Source organism: Candidatus Vicinibacter proximus (assembly GCA_016713905.1).
Classification (GTDB): domain Bacteria; phylum Bacteroidota; class Bacteroidia; order Chitinophagales; family Saprospiraceae; genus Vicinibacter; species Vicinibacter proximus.
The window spans coordinates 2132564-2151050 of the sequence record JADJOE010000003.1 but is presented as its reverse complement, the minus strand read 5'-3'; the positions used below and the strand labels follow the sequence as shown (position 1 = coordinate 2151050).

Genomic DNA, 18487 nt, shown 5'->3' with positions numbered 1-18487 from the left:
GGAGGATATATAAGTAAAGAAAAGTTGTATATTTGAAAGAGCAAAAAATCTTGCGAAGGTAGGGTGGTTAATTCCACTCTGCTTTCAAAAGAAATTGGTTTAAGGGCCTCATGACTTAGTTCGGCAGAAATTCAATTCATAGGAAGGAACCGCGAAAGCGGCTTAACCTACATTTTAAATGTTACTACTTTAATCACAGTTATGTTTGACTCTTGGAATCATCAAACAACCACGGAATTACCAATCAATCGGCCTGTAATCTTTTAAAAATTTTCCGCACCAGTGTTCGCCGGTAAGTATTCCATCAATAAATGGATCACAGATTCGCGCTGCCCCATCCACAATGTCCAATGGTGGCTGAAAATCGTGGGTTTCTGTTTTGAATTTTGCCAGTTCGGCAGGGTCTTCATCGGTAACCCATCCGGTATCCACCGCATTCATGTAAATTCCGTCTTTTGCCAGTTCAGCTGCAGCTGTGTGCGTCATCATGTTCAAGGCTGCCTTTGCCATGTTGGTATGAGGATGTCTGGCTGCTTTGGTAAATCGATAAAATTTACCTTCCATCGCAGTAACGTTGACAATGTGTTTGTAACCTGTCAACTCTTTTTTCATCAGATGGAGTAGGCGGTTGTTGAGAATGAAAGGGGCCATGGCGTTTACCAGTTGGACTTCAATCATCTCTGCAGTTTCAATTTCTCCGAGTTTGTATCGCCAGCTGTTGGTCGTCCGTAAATCTACCTGCTGGAGGTCTGCGTCCAGCTTACCTTCCGGAAATACTTCATGGCTCTGCAAACTCTGGTCAAAGCGGTAGGGGATCTGAGACAAGTCGGCTGAAGATCTGATCCCTACACTGTTGTCCGGGCCATGCCAGGAAAGTGGCAGATTGCTTATCTCACCTAAGGCGGGTATACCTTGTTGAAGTTCACTTTCAAGCGTTTTCATTTTCTTCAACAGTTGCCGTGCACCTTCGGGCAAACTATCAAATGACCTGTGCTCGGTGTCCATCAGATGTGCGTAAAATCCGGGTGGGCGCCTGACGGTCTGCGCAGCGTTGTTGATCAAAATATCCAATCGATCGTAATGGCTCTCCACATACCTTGCGAACAACTCTACACTGGGTAAATGTCTCAAGTCCAAACCGTAAATGTCCAGCCTGTCCCCCCAGGATGAGAAGTCTTCCTCTTTGCTGAATCTGATTGCAGAGTCTACAGGAAATCGCGTGGTGGCGATTACGCGCGCTCCCGAACGCAGCATTTTTAAGGTAGCCTGGTAGCCGATCTTTAACCTAGAACCTGTTATAAGAGCCACCTGGCCGCTCAGGTCGCAGATTTGGAAGCGTTTGGCATAATTGAAATCACCGCAGGGGGTGCACATGGCATCGTAGAAGTGATGCACCTCTGTATACTCTGCTTTGCAGATGTAGCAATTGCGGGGCGAAGTCAGGATTTTTTTTTCTTTATTTTCGGAAAAGCTTTCCGGTAGTTCTTTTGGTGCGATGAAAACGCTTTCTGTCCGGGCCTTGCGAATTCCCGTCGCCGCACGGGCGTGTTTGTCTTTGGTTCGGGCTTTTTTAGCTTGTTCTTTTTTGATGGTTTTGTTACGGCTTTTCAATTCAACTCTGTCGGGTCTGGAGAGTTGGCCGGCGGCTTTAAGCAAAGCAATTCTTTGGTCTTCTTCCAAGGCAGCAAGCATCTCGGGGTGTTGATTTAACAATCCCAGGAGGCGCAGGCTTTGTTCTATCTCTGAATCTGTGATTTGAGGGGAGTTTTGGTTATCTGAGCTCAAGGCTGATCATATTTTTTGCAAAGATATGCTTTAGGTTTGGTGATTGAGCTTTACGTTGCCGGCGGATTAAGATGTCACCCCTATGGGGCTTGATTAGGTTGTTTTGTTATTAAGATGTCACCCCTACGGGGCTTGATTTGGTTAGGTTGTTTCGTTATTAAGATGTCACCCCTATGGGGCTTATTTTACACGAGTTGTCGTTATTAAGATGTCACCCCTATGGGGCTTGATTTGGTTAGGTTGTTTCGTTATTAAGATGTCACCCCTACGGGGCTTGATTTGGTTAGGTTGTTTTTTTTATTAAGATGTCACCCCTACGGGGCTTGATTTGGTTAGGTTGTTTCGTCATTAAGATGTCACCCCTACGGGGCTTGATTTGGTTAGGTTGTTTCGTTATTAAGATTTCACCCCTACGGGGCTTGATATAGTTAGGTTGTTTTTTTTATTAAGATGTCACCCCTACGGGGCTTGGTTAGGTTAGGCTGTTTTGTTATTAAGATGTCACCCCTATGGGGCTTGATTAGGATAGGTTGTTTCGTTATTAAGATGTCACCCCTACGGGGCTTATTTGACACGAGTTGTCGTTATTAAGATGTCACCCCTATGGGGCTTGATTTGGTTAGGTTGTTTCGTCATTAAGATGTCACCCCTAAGGTGCTTGGTTAGGTTAGGCTGTTTTGTTATTAAGATGTCACCCCTACGGGGCTTGATATTTTTTTTTGAAGATGTCACCCCTACGGGATTTATCTGACAGGAGTTGCCGTTAGAAAAATATCATCCCTACTGGGTTTGGTTGGCGGTTATTTGATTTTAATTTTGATTGTTGAGTAGAAAATTTTGCAAGGCAGGGAGCGGAACTTAAATGAAATAGCTGGGTTTATAAAATTAAAATTATTTACATGGAATTTGTCTGGATTACTTTGGCTTTAATATTGTCTGTGGTAGGAATCATCGGTAGTATTGTTCCGGGACTTCCGGGTCACCCGTTGAATTACGTCGCTGTTTTGATTGTCCAGTATTTTTATAAGCCTTTTGATTTCTGGACTGTTATTCTTCTGGGCGTTGCGACTGTTGTGATATTTTTTTTGGATTATTTAATTCCTGCATGGACTGCTAAAAAATATGGTGCCACCAAGCAAGGCATAACAGGAAGTATTATAGGAATGGTAGCAGGAATGTTCTTTACTCCGATAGGTATGATACTGGGGACTTTTCTTGGTGCAGTATTGGGAGATATGATTGCCGGACGCAATGTTCCGGATGCAACCAGTTCAGGAGTGGGCACTTTGTTCGGTACTTTACTCAGCATTGGATTTAAAGTTATCCTGTCGGTACTAATGAGCTCAATGATTGTTTTTGAGTTGATAAAAGTATGGATGTAAAAAAAATATTTTAATTTTTCCAAAAGGCTTTTGTGTGGAATTCTAATGCTCACATTTTCAAATTTACTAATTAGCTAATTCTCAAATTTTCAAATTCCCTACGTTAGTTTGACGCTAGGAAGCATCAAACAACCACAAGCCAATTTTCAAATTAACTAATTAGCTAATGTTCAAATTTTCAAATTCCCTACGTTAGTTTGACGCTAGGAAGCATCAAACAACCACAAGCCAATTTTCAAATTAACTAATTAGCTAATGTTCAAATTTTCAAATTCCCTACGTTAGTTTGACGCTAGGAAGCATCAAACAACCACAAGCCAATTTTCAAATTAACTAATTAGCTAATTTATTTTTGTTACCGCTTTCGCGCCTGCCTTCCGATGCAGTCAAGCAGGGTTCTTTCACTTATCTTGCTGTCGCACGCTAAAATGCTTGGCGCAGAGATCGTTCAGTCCAATCCAATTTCCACATTAGCTAATTTTCAAATTTTCACATTTTCTTATTGCCCTTCCATCATCAATCCCTGGCAACTGCAATTCACGCCATGGCTGGTATTGCTCTGACCGTTTACATCAAATGGAAAAACTGCACCTGGCAATTCCCAATAAAATTTAGTTCGTTTTTTATTCTCTGGATAAATTTGCTCCATGTCTTCTGTATTGTATAAGCGACCATTGATCATGGTATGTGTAATTGATTCTGAATTTCTGATGTCATCCAGAGGATTTTTTTCCATAATCACGAGGTCAGCAAGTTTACCGGCTTTGATGGATCCGATTTCCTGATCCATTCCGATGTATTTTGCACCGTTTAAAGTGGCCGACCGCAATGCCTGCATCGGACTCATTCCACCCTGTACAAACATCCACAATTCCCAATGTGCACCAATACCTTGAATCTGACCGTGCGAACCAAGGTTGATGTTTACGCCATTATCCTGGAGCGCTTTGCAAGACTTGGAAGTAAGGATGTGTCCATTGTCATATTCTTCCTGCGGAATCATGGTACGGTGTCGGGCGCGGCCATCGATTAAATGTCTGGGTGTAAATTGTAAAAGTTTTTTGTTGTTCCAAACTTCCGTGTTTTGATACCAGTAATATTCACCATTGACTGAGCCGTAATTTACGATGAGTGTAGGTGTGTTGTGTGAGCCGGAAGCTTTCCAAAAATTAAGTACATCTTTGTAAAGAGGAGCAACCGGAATGTTGTGTTCGACCCCTGTATGTCCGTCTGCAACCTGACTCATGTTGTGGTAAAAAAATGAACCACCTTCAGGGACAACCAACATGCCCAATTGTTTGGCAGCTTTGATTACCATTTGTCTTTGATCTCTTCGTGGTTGGTTGTATGATTTAACGGAAAAAGCACCCCATGATTTAGTACGTTTTAATGCAAATACGGCATCCTCGTATTTATCGATGGTGGCTTTAAAATCTCCATCTGCTCCATAAAGTATGGTTCCGGTACTAAAAATGCGAGGTCCTACCATTGCACCTGTTTTTACCATTTCAGATTGTGAGAATGCCATTTCGCTGTTGGTGGAAGGATCGTGTGTGGTAGTTACACCATAGGCAAGATTGGTCCAATATTGCCAATGTTTCTGAGGACTTAATCCATACCGGAATGCACCGACATGAGCATGTACATCTACCATTCCAGGCATAATGGTCTTGCCACTTAAATCTATAATTTTTGCATTGGTTGGAATTTTGGATTGAAGTGATTCATAAGTTCCTACTTCTTTTATTTTATTATTCTCAATCAGGATACAACCATTTTCGATAACCTGATTCCCTTCCATGGTAATGATGCGTGCATTGGTCAAGGCGATATTTCCTTTCGGTACATCTGCAGGGATCGTTAAATTTATTTCAACAAAATTGCTGTCGTAGGGAGGCAATGAGTCAGTTTCTTCCCGCAGGAATTTGAATCGATCCCTGAGTTCTTCTGTGTAATATTCGTTGCCTTGCGTCCAGTGTAATTGTTTACTGTCAGAGGACCAATGCAAACTCACACCTGCTTTATCCGTGACCTGTGCCATTGGAATAGCATTGGTTTCTTTATTGAGTACAATTGATTTGCCGGGCAATGGCATGGCCGCAATATAAACTTTGTATAATTCGGTGAAGGCCACCCATTTGTTATCCGGACTTGGAACAAATTGATTAGCATAGGTACTTGTGAAAATATTTTTTTCATCTTTGCCATCCAGGGCAATGGATTTTAATGACTTACTTAAACTTCCAAATAGGTAACCACCGGTCTGAAAGAAAATGCGGTCATTGTCTTTAGAAAAATAAGGATATTCACCTGCAGCAGTAATTAACGTGGCCTTTCCTCCTGAAGAAGGGATAAAATAAATACCAGGATTTTTGACATGTTGATATCCCTGATGATCATTACCTGATTCTTTTCGGTAAACAATCATTTTTCCATCCGGAGAGAAAGATGGTGTACGATAAATTCCTTTTTCAGCAGTGAGAACTGTTTTTGCACCTGAGGCAAGATTTAACCTGATGATGGATCCCATTTTATCATCAGCCCAACTTACATAAACAATTTCTTTTCCATCCGGAGAAAAGGAAGGTTCAAATTCAAAATGGGTATCGTTTGTTAGTCTTTTTGGTTTGCCTTTTGGTAATTGCATTTGATACAATTGTCCCACTGCATTGAAAATTAATAACTTTCCATCCGGGCTGGTTTTGGCTTGTCTCAAGGCATGAATTTTTACTTCCGGATCATAACAAATTTGTTTGCTTTGACAAGGTTCTACCAATTTATGTTCTACTTCAACTTTGAATGGTATGGTTGTAATTTCTGAAGTAGCGACATCAATTTTTTTAATTTTTCCATGCGCCCAAATGATGATGGATTTATCATCCGGAGTCCAATTGAATCCGGTATAAATTCCAAACACAGTCCAGGCTTCTTGTTGGTCTTTACTGAGTTCAGAGCAGATCATTTTTTCTTCACCAGTAGCCAGGTCGTGTACGATCAAAGTAGTTTTGGTGCGATCACGGCGTATATAAGCAATTTTTTTTCCATCTCTGGAAACGGTAGGACGAAAAGCTGATCCCGGACCACCAATAACATTTTCTATCTTGCCTTCTTTGCGGTCGTATCTTCTGATGATGAAGATTTGATTGTTGGGATCTTTGTTATATTGAAAGGATCCTCCTTCATACATATCTTCACTGAAATAAACATACCTCCCATCCGGACTGCAGAATGGCTCATTTACATCCTGCTGATCATTTTTTCTTTCTGTCAGCTGGATTCCACTTCCTCCTGAATGATGATACATCCACATTTCGCCAGCGCCAAGAGATCGCTGACTGGTAAAATGTTTTCTTGCAACCAGATACTCACCATCGGGCATCCAAACTGCATTGTTGAGCAATCTGAAATTTTCTTTAGTGACCTGATGTGCATGACTGCCATCGGCATTCATGATCCAAATGTTGTCCCCTCCTCCGGCATCACTGGTGAAGCTGATTTTCTTTCCGTCCGGACTAAATCTGGGCTGCACTTCGTATGGTAGACCACTGCGGAGAATGCGTGCGCTACCGCCTGTTGCAGGAATGGTAAAAATATCTCCCATCAGATCAAAAACAATAATTTTGCCATCCGGACTTATGTCCAGATTCATCCAGGTACCTTCCTCTGTATTTAAAGTAAAAGTTTTGATTGGCAGATCCGGTTTGGCTACATCCCATTTCGCTTCTTCTTTTTGTGCTTTTGTTGGATTGCTAATCATTACAGCAGCTGTTAAAACAAGAAGTATTCTGTTTAGATGAATTTTGAATGACATACTTTGTTTGTTTAAATGATAAAAGGAATGGCGAAGATAGCTAACTTTCCGGTCCGAATAAGTCTGATATCTAGCAATACTTAATTTAAAAAATGAAATTTATATTTTACAAATAAATTCGATATATGGTAATTTACAACCCAAAAGACTGGTGGAAACTCATTTTTAATTTTCACAAAAGCGATACTTTCCGTATGATGTGGCCTGGTATTCTTGGTGTAGCCATATACACCGGAATTATTGCCTTTCTGGAGAATGAAGTATTTCATGCTTCCTTTAAAAACACTACGGCCATTCATTCATTGGTTGGATTTGTATTGTCTTTGTTGCTGGTATTCCGCACAAACACAGCCTACGAAAGATGGTGGGAGGGTAGAAAGCTTTGGGGCAGTTTTGTAAACAATTCAAGAAATCTTGCACTTAAATTAAACAGTCTTGATCTGGACCCAAACAGCAAAAATACATTTAAGATTTTGCTTACCAATTATGTTTATGCTGCAAAGGAATCCCTGCGTGGTAAATTACATCTGAAAAACCTTGTTTTTACCGAAAATTATCCAATTGCATACTATGAATCGCACCATCATTTGCCAAGTCGAATCATGCAAGCGATTTATACAGAGATCAACCATTTGTTAAAAAATCAAATAATCTCCGCAGAGCAAATACTTTTTATCAACAACGAACTGCAGTCTTTTTCTGATAATATTGGTGCATGCGAACGCATTAAAAACACGCCTATACCTTATTCCTATAGTTTGTTTTTAAAGAAGATTATCTTTTTGTACATTTTTACTATGCCCATAGGTTTTGTGCGGGAGTTTGGTTATTGGGCCATGCCTATCGTGGCTTTGATTTTTTACATTTTTGCCAGTATCGAACTTTTGGCAGAGGAGATTGAAGATCCTTTCGGTACAGAGCCCAATGATTTACCGACCGATCAGATCTATGCTATTATCAAAAGGGATTTGCACGATATTTTGGATTAGCCTGATTGTGCAGTGAATTTGTTGGATGAAATTATTTTCAAAACAACTTTAGGAGCCTGTTGTTTTATTTGCAATTGTTGGGTGATTTTATTTTTGATCAACATAAAAATTAAGATATGAAAATTGGAATTTTTGGTACAGGTACGGTTGGGGATACCATTGGATCTCGTTTAGTTGAATTGGGTCATGAAGTCATGATGGGATCACGTACTTCCAATAATGAAAAAGCGGAGGCATTTGCGCAAAAACATAGTCAATCATTGGCAAGTGCCGGTACATTTGCAGAAGCAGCAGACTTCGGAGAAATTTTATTCAATTGTACCAAAGGTGAAGTTTCTGTCGATGCAATACTTGCTGCTGGTCCGGGAATAGCAGGAAAAATATTGGTAGATGTGGCCAATCCGCTTGATTTTAGCAAGGGCATGCCACCGGGACTCATCCCTTCTTTGTCCAACACACATTCCCTTGGTGAAGAAATTCAAACTAGATTTCCAAAGCTTAAAGTAGTAAAAACATTGAACACGATGTGGTCTGGTATTATGGTAAATCCTGCCATGATCAATGACGGGAACCACACTAATTTTATTTGTGGTAATGATGGAGATGCTAAATCTATAATTAGGACATTACTAAATGAATTTGGCTGGAAAGATGAGCATATACTTGATCTTGGTGACATCAGTTCGGCTCGAGGGACAGAAGCAGTTTTACCGGTATGGTTAAGAATTTATGGCGCTAAAAAAAGCGGTGCTTTCAATTTCAATGTAGTAAGTTGAGCTCTTTCCGTTTCGAAGTGAAATTGAACCAATGAATTAAATTGCATAGACCACAATGGCTATTTCTAAAGTGCCTTCTAGTGTGATAAATTAGCAAAATATATTATTCTGGAAACGCGCCATACATTTCGATCAGTTTTTTGTATCTGAAATTAAATATTCCATCCAACTGATTTTTAATGAAGAGGCTTTGGGCGATGTCTCCTAAAAATCCAAAAGGTGGTACATAACTAATGAGGTCGCTCATCAAAACACCATTTGGAATGGCCTCCAGATGATGTTCATGGTGCCATATTTTGTATGGTCCGGATCTTTGTTCGTCCACAAAATATTTCCCCTCTTCAATGTGGGTGATCTCTGTAAGCCATTTCATTTTAATGCCCAATAGCGGACTCACATGATATTCAATCAACATGCCCGGATATACTTTTTCAGGTAAATTTTCGGTGAGGATGTCAAAACCCATATACGGAGGAGTTATGGTTTTGAGATTTTTGGGTGAGGAGATGAAATTCCAGATGTCTTCAAGTGATGCAGGAATTTTTTGGGTTTTACGTAAAGTGAAAATGGACATCAGTTATTTATTGAGAAACCAAATGGATGCATTCAACACGGTGGCAAAACTTACCCACAGCAGGTAAGGAATCTGAATGTATCCTGCCGTTTTATTGATTTTAACAAAAAGCGAAATCATTGTACTGATCAGCCACCACAGCAACATGATATCAACTAATGCAAAAAATGGATTCCGGAGATAGAAAAACAAAAAGGACCATAAAAAATTCAAGGTCAATTGTATGGAAAAAATCCACAAGGCATTGGTGCGTTGTTTTGAATATTCGCTATCCCAAATCAGGAATAGGGAAATCCCCATAATCAGATACAACACCGTCCAAACCGGTCCAAAAATATAATTTGGAGGATTAAAAAATGGTTTGAGTAGTGAGGGGTACCATTCCTTGATTCCCTCCATAGTAAGTAATCCGGAGGTTGCACCGACCAACATTGTAATTACCATGCAGAGCAATAAAAGAATTATTTTTTGCATATCACAGATTGATTGATGAAAGTCCGCCATCCACATGAATTATCTGCCCTGTCATCCATGAAGCATTTTCAGAAAGTAGAAAAGCAGCAACAGATGCTATGTCATCCGGCTGTCCAATTCTCTTCAATGGATGCCTTTTAGCATTCGCTTCTATCTTTTCTTCTGAATTTAATATTCCGGAAGCCAGAGGTGTATTTGTAAGGGATGGTGCTATGCAATTAAATCTAATCTTAGGTGCAAATTCAGACGCCAGGGATTTTGTTAGGCCTTCAATCGCTCCTTTGGATGAAGAGACAAGGCTGTGGTAATTAAAACCTTTACTAACCGCGACGGTCGAGAAAAAGACCACTGAAGCATTCGATGATTTTTTTAGCTTTGGAAGAATCTTCTGGAGACTTTCGATTGCAAAGGTGACCTGAAAGTTAAAATCCTCATTGAATTCAGCAGGGCTTATTCTTTCAAAAGGTTTTAATTTTATAGTCCCCGGACAGTACACAAAACCATCCAATACTTCCGGAAGAAAGCTAAATGATGAAGGCGCATCTTTTACATCCACCATGTGATAATGAATATTATCACTGTCCGATTGTTTGTGATTAAAGTAGCTGCCATAAACCTTATGCCCCTGGTTGCTTAACTGAAGAGCAATTGCTCTCCCTATTCCAGTCGAAGCTCCCAAAACAAAATAGTTTTTCATCAGAGGGTTAAACAATAAAGACACAGCAATGGTTTAATTTGGTGGGCTATTATATTTTTTAGTATATGCGTCAAATAATTTTTGGATAAAACAAATAATATGAAAGCAATTGTGGTAGGCGCTTCCGGGTTGACTGGTGGATTTTTATGTAAGGCATTATGTGATGATCCGACATATGTATCGGTTAAATTATTGTTGCGCAAGTCCCTTGGCATTACCCATCCTAAAATCACGGAGTGCATAGTAGATTTTAGCAATAAAGAGAGTATCCAGTCTCATATGGAAGGCGATGTTTTATTTTGTGCAAGTGGTACCACCATTAAAAAGGCGGGTTCTAAGGATGCTTTTCTTAAGGTAGATTATGAACTTCCTTTGCATTGTGCAAAAATCGCATCCGGTAAAAATGTAAAAAAATTGGTCATTATTTCATCTGTTGGCGCAAATCCAAATTCAGGTAATTTTTATTTGAATACAAAGGGAAGATTAGAGCAGGATTTGGAAAAGCTTCCTTTTACTAGCATTCACTTTATGCAGCCAAGTCTTTTAATGGGGCCAAGAAAAGAGAATAGGTTAGGAGAACGAATGGCCATGTGGATAATGCCAGCAATAAGCAAATTGTTTTTTGGTCTATTAACCAAATATAAGCCCGTGCATGTCAGAGATTTGGCTTCTGCCATGATCAGAGCTTCCAAAATTAATGAATCAGGAATCAGAAGATGGATGTGGAAGGAAATTAAGAATGGGGATACACATTCTTAGTGCTTTTCAAAATTACTTAATTATTTTTCTATGGATTGTGCCTTTGTCAGATTGTAGGGAAAGGGTGTATATTCCTGGTGATAGATGTTCAAGGTTTATTGTATGAAGACCTTTTGAAATTTTAAAGGAAGAAATTATTTTTCCATTTTGATCATAGACGAATGCAAATCCCTCAGATTCTGAATCAATGGAAATGTTGTTGTTGAAGGGGTTTGGATACAGTAAAAACTTTATTTGATCCGGATGGAAAGATATGGTAGGATTTCTTTTTTGTGTGGGGATGGTGTCTAGAGATAATTTCCATCCTTTATTTATACAGCATCCTGAGTAGGCACCCCGAAAATTCCAATCATAATTTTCCTGATTAAAATCTTTTTGCCAATCCATTTGATGGATAAAAAAATCGTTTGCAGTTATATTTCCTGTTAATTGACCTGCACGAGGATATAAATCTAAATCGGATAAATTTGTGGATGCACTCAGGAAATATTTGTTGGCATTATCATAATTATCCGTCACATTGTCCATAAGACTTGTAAAATTACTTATGGCTTGTGTGGACAAGACCGCATTGGCATAGCAATATTGTTTATAATTTGGATTTGGATTGAATAATCTTAATCCTCCTGTACTGGTAGCTGACCAGATTGTGTTGTGAAATACTTTTATGTCCTGTGGATTAACCCCATTCTGTGGGGTGATATACACAGTGCGAAATCCGGATGGGTCAAAGTGATTGATGAAAATATTTGCATACAAATTTATATTTCCTGTGCCTTGAAAAAGCGCTTCCACCGGATTGTTGTAAAAGAAATTTCCATAAATTTCATAATAATCCAAAGATCCCCATCCGGAAGATGGAAATCCACCTACCAATAAATTGGGTCTTGCATTTCCTCCGGTTGAAGAACTTTTGTCCTTGGTAAAAACATTATAGCGAATAATGGTTTTGCCATGTACCTGAGTTTCAGGAAATGCATCACGAGCTCCATCCAACTGATGTTTAATTTCAATATTATAACCCACAGTGTTTTGAATCAGGTTATTTTCAATAATTCCATTCACAAAAGGCATATTTCCCGGTGAATTACCCAGATACATTCCGGTTCCTGCGCCAATGATCTTATTGCTTCTTATGATCCAGTTCCATGCAGGGCATTTGGTGCTGATCCCGACAGCCTGTTGGTCATATCCATAATTAATGATGTGTAGTTTTTCTATAGTGATGTGGTGTGCCCAATTTCCTGAGGTGCCTTCAGCTTTCACCGCATCTACAAATTTATTATTGCCGTTCAATTGAAAATTGCTCAAGATCAGATGCGCACAACGGGTAAGACTTACGGTATTACAACAGGACTGCGCTTCAAAAATGGTGCCCAAACCTTCTCCTATGATGACAATAGGTTCCGCTATTGTACCCTGAATATCTTTTAGGGTAAGATTGCTTAGGTAATTACCTTTGGAAAGAACCAATGTGTCTCCTGGATTGAGTTGGGTTAGAAATGCTAAATAATCCTTAGGGGTAACTATAATTTCCCTGGCATATCCTGAAATTGAGAACAGAGAAATATACAAAAAATATTTCAATTTATTTTGGTCAATGATATAAAACATTTAAAAAAAATTCATTTTAAAAGAAATTATTTTTGTGGCAAAATTCTAAAAATGGAATTGTGTGAAGATAAATAAAAGTCATGATATATGTATTATTCGAAGATTGCATTTTTACTTTGTATTTAGTTTTATAAATTTTAAAGACATTTCTAAATCAATTCAAAAGGTTTTAATTAATATTTGTAATAAGCCAATAATGATTATTAAAGTTTAATAGTATAGTTGGTAAAATGGTTATATTTTACTTTATTGACATTGATAATGGGGGAGTAAGCATTTTTTGAAATAATCTCAGAAGTCTAGTCTTTTTAATTTTGCCATGATATTTGGCTTCGATCCATTTTGGTATATCCACTGTAATTTCAGACGTTGGCTTTGTTTATTTTTAAATTTGATGTTTTTATAAGACTATTTACGGTTTAAATAATTTCTATAGCCTACTTTTGCCCTTATGATTAAGAGATATTTATTTTTTGTTTTTTTCATTGTGTTACCATTTTGTTTATTCTCACAAAGTCCTGATTCCACTTCAATTAGGAGTTTTGATAGCTTAATGACCGCAGCTCAGGGTATGATGGAAAAGAAGGATTATCCCAATGCTTTGATTCAATTATCGATTGCAGAAAAGTTATTTCAAAGTGAGATACCAAGTGAATCTATACAATTTGGCAATTTAAGGTTTCTTCAAGGTAGGGTTTCTTATCTTAAAAGAGACTTTTCGCAGGCTGAAGTGTATTACAATGAATGTAAACACGTTAGGGAAAAATTACTGGGCAAGATACACCCCGATTACACAAAATGCATTATGTCAATAGGTGTACTTTTTTATGTTCAGGGAAAGTTTTCACAATCCGAACCTTATTTTCTCGAAGCTAAACTGAATTACGAAAAGACAGTAGGTACCGATAATCTGGATTATGCTAAATGCATGAATAATTTGGCAGGAGTTTATAATGAAGCAGGTTATTATGAAAAAGCGGAAACCTATTTTAAAAAGAGTAAGGAAATATGGGAGTCAAAAGCTCCTGATCATCCAAATTTTGCGATAAGTATAAATTCATTGGCTGTTTTGTATACTAATACAGGAGATTACAATAAAGCTGAATTACTTTATCTTCAGGCTATAGAGGTAAGAAAAAAAATGTTGGGAGAGACACATCCGGATTATGCGGTAAGTTTGTCCAATTTGGCCACCTTATATGCTTTTATGCGGAACTATGATGAGGCAGAAAAACTAATGCTTAAGTCATTGCAAATAAGGGAAAAGATATTTGGAAAAAAGAGTGAACAATATGGGACAGATTTGAATAATCTTGGATTGTTGTACAAACAAATGGGGAAAGACAGTAATTTAGAAAAGTATTTTTTAGAAGCGAAATCGATTTGGGAAGAAATGGGTGGACAAGAAAGTGCAAGGTATGCCACAGTTTTAAAAAATTTGGGGGCCTATTACGTAGGAAAAAGAAACTATACACTAGCTGATTCATTCTTAAAAATAGCTTTGCCAATTTATGAAAATGTTATTGGTAAATCTCATCCGGATTATGCAAGTGTATTATCCTATTTAGGGCATATTGAAATGGTTCATAATAATAATTTTGCAAAAGCTGAAAATTTTTTACTTCAAGCAAGAGATATTGTAGAAGCCAGTATTGGCGTAAATAATGAATATTTTACACATAATCTGATTGAGCTGTTCCAATTTTATTGGAAATTTCGAAAATACCAGGCTGCAACACCTTATTTGATTCAAACACTTCATAATGATGTCAATTCTCTTTCTTCAGCGAGTACATACCTCTCTGAAAGAGAATTGAGTTCATTTATATCTGATTTTTCCAGGCGAATAAACTATGCTTTTTCCTACATCCCGAACAGCGAAGAAATGACTGCAGAATGTTATAATGACATACTTTTTTTTAAAGGATTTTTATTGAATTCTGGATCTCAATTGAAAAATTATGCTAATTCAGATGCAGCTTCTTCCGAAAATTTCAATCAACTCAGAGCTGTTCATCGTCAGTTAGCAGCTGAGTACAGCAAGCCTATTGCGATTCGCAGAAATGTATCAGAATTGGAAGAAAAAGCAAATTCTATTGAAAAGTTACTGATTAGAGCCAATCGGCAATATTCGGATGCAATTAGTCAGGTTAGCTGGGATCAGGTATGTAATAAGTTGAATGCAGGAGAAGCAGCAGTTGAGTTTGTACATTATAATTATTACTTACCAGAATTAACGGATAGTATATATTATGGAGCTTTGCTTTTGAAAAAGGGGGATAAAAAACCTATTTTTATTAAGCTTTTTGAAGAAAGAGAGTTAAGCGCTTTGATGCTATCCCTTTCAGACAAAAAGGCAGACTATGTAAATGGACTTTATAACATCTCTAACAGAGGAGCTTTTGTTAAAAAAGGTTCAGATCAGACATTGTATGATTTGATTTGGAAACCGATGGAGAAAGAAATGGCAGGAGTTAATAAAGTATACTATTCACCAAGCGGTTTACTTCATAGGATTAATTTAGATGCAATTCCTATAGATCAGGATGTTATACTTTCAGACAGATATGATTTAAGTGAGTTAAACAGTACACGTCAGTTAGTCATTCCAAATTCAAATGAAGTTAAAAACAATCTCGCTGTTCTTTATGGGGGTCTAATTTTTGATTTTGACAGTACCACGATGAATAACGATATAGTTTATGCCACTTCTTCTAGAAATGCTGTGTCCCTTAACAAGTCTGATTCTATGAGTATCAATAGATCAGGAAGTTGGAACTATCTATTGGGTACTGAAAGAGAAATAAATTCGCTGGAGAGAATAATGCGCACTGCAGGAATGGAAGTACTTACTAAAAAGGCTTATGATGGCACAGAAGAATCTTTTAAAAATATAGGAAAGATTGGTGCAATTTCTCCTAGAATACTTCACATTGCAACCCATGGATATTTTTATAGTGATCAAAGAAAGCATGGTCAAGAGTCTACAAGCCATGATCAGATTGAATCTGAATTTAAAAAATCAGATCAACCAATGTTGCGTTCAGGATTAATAATGTCTGGCGGAAATGCTGCATGGGAGGGTAAGCAGCCAAACCCAGGTCAAGAGGATGGGGTTCTCACCGCCTATGAAATTAGTCAAATGAATTTGTCGAACACCGAGCTGGTCGTTTTATCTGCTTGTGAAACCGGCCTGGGGGATATACAAGGTCATGAAGGGGTTTATGGATTGCAAAGAGCCTTCAAAATTGCTGGGGTAAAATATTTAATCATGTCCCTATGGCAAGTACCGGACAAACAGACTTCTTTGCTGATGACCACATTTTATAAAAAGTGGCTGGAAGAAAAAATGACCATACCTGATGCATTTCGGGCAGCACAAAAGCAACTCAGAGATAATGGGCTTGATCCTTACAATTGGGCTGGATTTGTTTTGGTTAAATAAAAATTGGATGGATGAAAATGCATTGTTATCTTTAGTGGGATATTCTCAATGCGCGTTTAAAGTTCTTATCAGAACTTATATTTCCTTCAAAAAGCAACTTGATTTTGCAAATTGCAAAATTGGGAAAGAAAAAAATGGGTTAAATCTTGCGTATAACTTGGGCTTATTTTTTACCTTTTTCTTTGGTCATCAAGGCAAGTTCTTCTTTCATGGAGGCTACGAAATCATTGCTGTCTGAAATTATTTCTTCTATGGTTCTTGATGGTGTGTCCTTGGTTAATTCTGTAACGTTTTTCAATTTGCGAACGATGGCATTTTCTTTACTAAGGATCTTACTGTATTTCAGAAGAATTTCAGTCTCAGACCTTTTTTCCATAATTTCAGATTTGTTCGCGTTTACAATCTGGCCACCAATATTGGTATTATAACCTTTGGGTAATTCTGTTTCACTTAGACTGTCCCGGTTTATTTTAGCAGGCTTAATGCGTCGAGTTCGTGCAGAAATACGGGCATTCAATTCCTGATGTTCTTCATTCATTCGAACTTTGAGCTTTTCCAATTTGGAATTGAGGTAATCGATATTATCCGACTTTGAAGTCTTGGAAAAGTCCTTGACCAATTTTCCAAATTCTTTAATGTCTTTCGCTTCCTTTTTGAGTTCTTTTTTGGTATAAAGGGGCTTATACTTGATTATGGAATCTGTAAGTACTGAAGACCTTGCAGTCGATATACAGAATATAAAACCAACTAAAACCAATATAAATTTTATGTGCATCGGGTAGAATTAATTGCAATACATATTAAAAGCAGAAACAAGGTTGTCGGCTATCATTTGTGCAGACCTACCTTCGATGTGGTGACGCTCCAACATATGAACCAATTTTCCATCTTTTATCAATGCAATCGCAGGAGAGGATGGAGGATAAGGCAATAAGAATTCGCGAGCTTTAGCTGTAGCTGCAGTATCCACACCTGCAAAAACAGTAACCAGATGATCTGGTTTCTTTTCCTGGCCAAGCGCTATTCTGACCCCAGGACGAGCATTTGCTGCTGCGCATCCGCATACTGAATTAACTACAAGCAAGGTGGTGCCTTGATTACCTTGTAATTTTTGAGCTACTTCTTCAGGGCTGTTAAGACTTTCAAATCCAACCTGATTTAATTCCTGAGCCATTGGCCTAACTAGTTCTATTGGGTACATGATCTTATTATTTTTGGCTTAGTTAACGCTTGAAAGCCATTCTTTGTTTCAAAAAAAATTAAAAGTTCTATCTTGGGATCAGACTTTTGGATCTGTCAGTTTGAGCAATTTAAGCAGATATTCGCCATAGATACTTTTTTTTAATTTTTCCGCTTCCCTGGCAAGACCCACACGGTCTATATAATTCATCAAGTAAGCTACTTCTTCCAAACATCCGATTTTAAGACCCTGGCGTTCTTCGATTACCTGAATAAACTGAGAAGCCTGCATCAGGGATTCATGTGTACCTGTGTCCAACCATGCAACCCCACGGCCCAAAACCCCGACTTTAAGTTTGTTTCTTTCTAGATAGGTTTTATTGACGTCGGTAATTTCGAACTCACCCCGGGCAGAGGGTTTTAGGTTTTCGGCGATGTGGATCACCTCATTGTCATAAAAGTAGATTCCAGGAACCGCGTAATTGGATTTTGGCACTAAAGGTTTTTCTTCAATGCTGATGGCGTGTAGATTTTCATCAAATTCAACCACACCATAGCGTTCAGGATCTGCTACCGGATAGGCAAAAACAATTCCTCCATCGGGAGTTGTACTTTCTCGAAGTAATTCAGGAAGTTTATGACCATAAAATATATTGTCTCCAAGAATAAGACAGACAGAATCCTTGCCGATGAAATCTTTTCCCAATACAAAAGCTTGTGCAAGACCATTTGGAACCAATTGCTCCTGGTATTCTAACCGAATTCCGAGATGCGAACCGTCTCCAAGCAGGGATTTGAATTGTGGAAGATCCCGGGGTGTTGAAATAATTAAAATCTCACGAATTCCTGCCAACATTAGTGTGGACAGGGGGTAGTAGATCATTGGTTTGTCGTAAACAGGCATCAACTGTTTGCTCATTGCAAGGGTAAGTGGATAAAGCCGGGTTCCTTGTCCGCCTGCAAGTATAATTCCTTTCATATTTATTTATATTGGGCCAATAA

Annotated in this window: 14 protein-coding genes; 5 read left to right on the top strand and 9 right to left on the bottom strand. The window is 38.3% G+C overall.

Features of this window, described 5'->3' with window-relative positions:
• Positions 1–237: 237 nt before the first annotated feature.
• Complete coding sequence (locus IPJ83_17160) at positions 238–1692, bottom strand: SDR family NAD(P)-dependent oxidoreductase (protein ID MBK7882265.1); 1455 nt, start codon at positions 1690–1692, stop codon at positions 238–240.
• A 992-nt stretch (positions 1693–2684) separates the two neighbouring features.
• Between IPJ83_17160 and IPJ83_17155 the strand changes: the two genes are divergently transcribed.
• Positions 2685–3167, top strand: coding sequence for a DUF456 domain-containing protein (locus tag IPJ83_17155; GenBank protein ID MBK7882264.1), 483 nt, complete (start codon positions 2685–2687; stop codon positions 3165–3167).
• Between the two features lie 499 nt (positions 3168–3666).
• On the opposite strand, the gene IPJ83_17150 is transcribed toward IPJ83_17155, so the two are convergent.
• Positions 3667–6978 carry a PD40 domain-containing protein gene (locus IPJ83_17150; GenBank protein ID MBK7882263.1) on the bottom strand — a complete coding sequence of 1104 codons (3312 nt, stop codon included), beginning with the start codon at positions 6976–6978 and terminating at the stop codon, positions 3667–3669.
• Between the two features lie 125 nt (positions 6979–7103).
• Between IPJ83_17150 and IPJ83_17145 the strand changes: the two genes are divergently transcribed.
• Together IPJ83_17145 and IPJ83_17140 are read left to right on the top strand one after the other, a co-directional pair.
• Positions 7104–7967 (top strand): hypothetical protein, encoded by an 864-nt coding sequence (locus tag IPJ83_17145; GenBank protein MBK7882262.1) that lies wholly within the window; start codon positions 7104–7106, stop codon positions 7965–7967.
• A 116-nt stretch (positions 7968–8083) separates the two neighbouring features.
• Complete coding sequence (locus tag IPJ83_17140) at positions 8084–8743, top strand: NAD(P)-binding domain-containing protein (GenBank protein MBK7882261.1); 660 nt, start codon at positions 8084–8086, stop codon at positions 8741–8743.
• Between the two features lie 103 nt (positions 8744–8846).
• On the opposite strand, the gene IPJ83_17135 is transcribed toward IPJ83_17140, so the two are convergent.
• From IPJ83_17135 to IPJ83_17125, 3 genes are read right to left on the bottom strand one after another with little or no spacing between them, the layout of a single operon-like run.
• Complete coding sequence (locus IPJ83_17135; GenBank protein ID MBK7882260.1) at positions 8847–9317, bottom strand: SRPBCC family protein; 471 nt, start codon at positions 9315–9317, stop codon at positions 8847–8849.
• A 3-nt stretch (positions 9318–9320) separates the two neighbouring features.
• Positions 9321–9791, bottom strand: a complete 471-nt coding sequence (locus tag IPJ83_17130) for a tryptophan-rich sensory protein (protein ID MBK7882259.1) — start codon at positions 9789–9791, stop codon at positions 9321–9323.
• Between the two features lies 1 nt (position 9792).
• The gene (locus IPJ83_17125) at positions 9793–10488 is read right to left on the bottom strand and encodes an SDR family oxidoreductase (protein ID MBK7882258.1); all 696 of its coding nucleotides are present in this window, start codon (positions 10486–10488) and stop codon (positions 9793–9795) included.
• Positions 10489–10587: 99 nt separating this feature from the next.
• Between IPJ83_17125 and IPJ83_17120 the strand changes: the two genes are divergently transcribed.
• Entirely contained in the window at positions 10588–11247 is a 660-nt protein-coding gene (locus tag IPJ83_17120) for an NAD(P)H-binding protein (protein MBK7882257.1), read from the top strand.
• A 12-nt stretch (positions 11248–11259) separates the two neighbouring features.
• Here IPJ83_17120 and IPJ83_17115 read toward each other — a convergent pair whose 3' ends face one another.
• Complete coding sequence (locus IPJ83_17115) at positions 11260–12861, bottom strand: T9SS type A sorting domain-containing protein (GenBank protein ID MBK7882256.1); 1602 nt, start codon at positions 12859–12861, stop codon at positions 11260–11262.
• Between the two features lie 451 nt (positions 12862–13312).
• On the opposite strand from IPJ83_17115, the gene IPJ83_17110 reads away from it, so the two are divergent.
• Positions 13313–16306 (top strand): CHAT domain-containing protein, encoded by a 2994-nt coding sequence (locus IPJ83_17110; protein ID MBK7882255.1) that lies wholly within the window; start codon positions 13313–13315, stop codon positions 16304–16306.
• 163 nt (positions 16307–16469) lie between these two features.
• On the opposite strand, the gene IPJ83_17105 is transcribed toward IPJ83_17110, so the two are convergent.
• The 3 genes from IPJ83_17105 to rfbA all read right to left on the bottom strand — a co-directional run bounded on the left by IPJ83_17105 (position 16470) and on the right by rfbA (position 18464).
• The gene (locus tag IPJ83_17105; protein MBK7882254.1) at positions 16470–17081 is read right to left on the bottom strand and encodes a hypothetical protein; all 612 of its coding nucleotides are present in this window, start codon (positions 17079–17081) and stop codon (positions 16470–16472) included.
• A 9-nt stretch (positions 17082–17090) separates the two neighbouring features.
• Positions 17091–17507 (bottom strand): BrxA/BrxB family bacilliredoxin, encoded by a 417-nt coding sequence (locus tag IPJ83_17100; protein MBK7882253.1) that lies wholly within the window; start codon positions 17505–17507, stop codon positions 17091–17093.
• 78 nt (positions 17508–17585) lie between these two features.
• Positions 17586–18464: a glucose-1-phosphate thymidylyltransferase RfbA gene (gene rfbA, locus IPJ83_17095; protein MBK7882252.1), complete on the bottom strand. Its 879-nt coding sequence runs from the start codon at positions 18462–18464 to the stop codon at positions 17586–17588.
• Between the last annotated feature and the right edge of the window lie 23 nt (positions 18465–18487).

Coding starts and splice junctions, on each gene's coding strand:
- rfbA (MBK7882252.1), bottom strand. CDS start 18,464: ATGAAAGGAATTATACTTGCAGGCGGACAAGGAACCCGGCTTTATCCA.
- IPJ83_17115 (MBK7882256.1), bottom strand. CDS start 12,861: ATGTTTTATATCATTGACCAAAATAAATTGAAATATTTTTTGTATATT.
- IPJ83_17105 (MBK7882254.1), bottom strand. CDS start 17,081: ATGCACATAAAATTTATATTGGTTTTAGTTGGTTTTATATTCTGTATA.
- IPJ83_17110 (MBK7882255.1), top strand. CDS start 13,313: ATGATTAAGAGATATTTATTTTTTGTTTTTTTCATTGTGTTACCATTT.
- IPJ83_17140 (MBK7882261.1), top strand. CDS start 8,084: ATGAAAATTGGAATTTTTGGTACAGGTACGGTTGGGGATACCATTGGA.
- IPJ83_17160 (MBK7882265.1), bottom strand. CDS start 1,692: ATGCTTGCTGCCTTGGAAGAAGACCAAAGAATTGCTTTGCTTAAAGCC.
- IPJ83_17130 (MBK7882259.1), bottom strand. CDS start 9,791: ATGCAAAAAATAATTCTTTTATTGCTCTGCATGGTAATTACAATGTTG.
- IPJ83_17100 (MBK7882253.1), bottom strand. CDS start 17,507: ATGTACCCAATAGAACTAGTTAGGCCAATGGCTCAGGAATTAAATCAG.
- IPJ83_17150 (MBK7882263.1), bottom strand. CDS start 6,978: ATGTCATTCAAAATTCATCTAAACAGAATACTTCTTGTTTTAACAGCT.
- IPJ83_17125 (MBK7882258.1), bottom strand. CDS start 10,488: ATGAAAAACTATTTTGTTTTGGGAGCTTCGACTGGAATAGGGAGAGCA.
- IPJ83_17135 (MBK7882260.1), bottom strand. CDS start 9,317: ATGTCCATTTTCACTTTACGTAAAACCCAAAAAATTCCTGCATCACTT.
- IPJ83_17155 (MBK7882264.1), top strand. CDS start 2,685: ATGGAATTTGTCTGGATTACTTTGGCTTTAATATTGTCTGTGGTAGGA.
- IPJ83_17145 (MBK7882262.1), top strand. CDS start 7,104: ATGGTAATTTACAACCCAAAAGACTGGTGGAAACTCATTTTTAATTTT.
- IPJ83_17120 (MBK7882257.1), top strand. CDS start 10,588: ATGAAAGCAATTGTGGTAGGCGCTTCCGGGTTGACTGGTGGATTTTTA.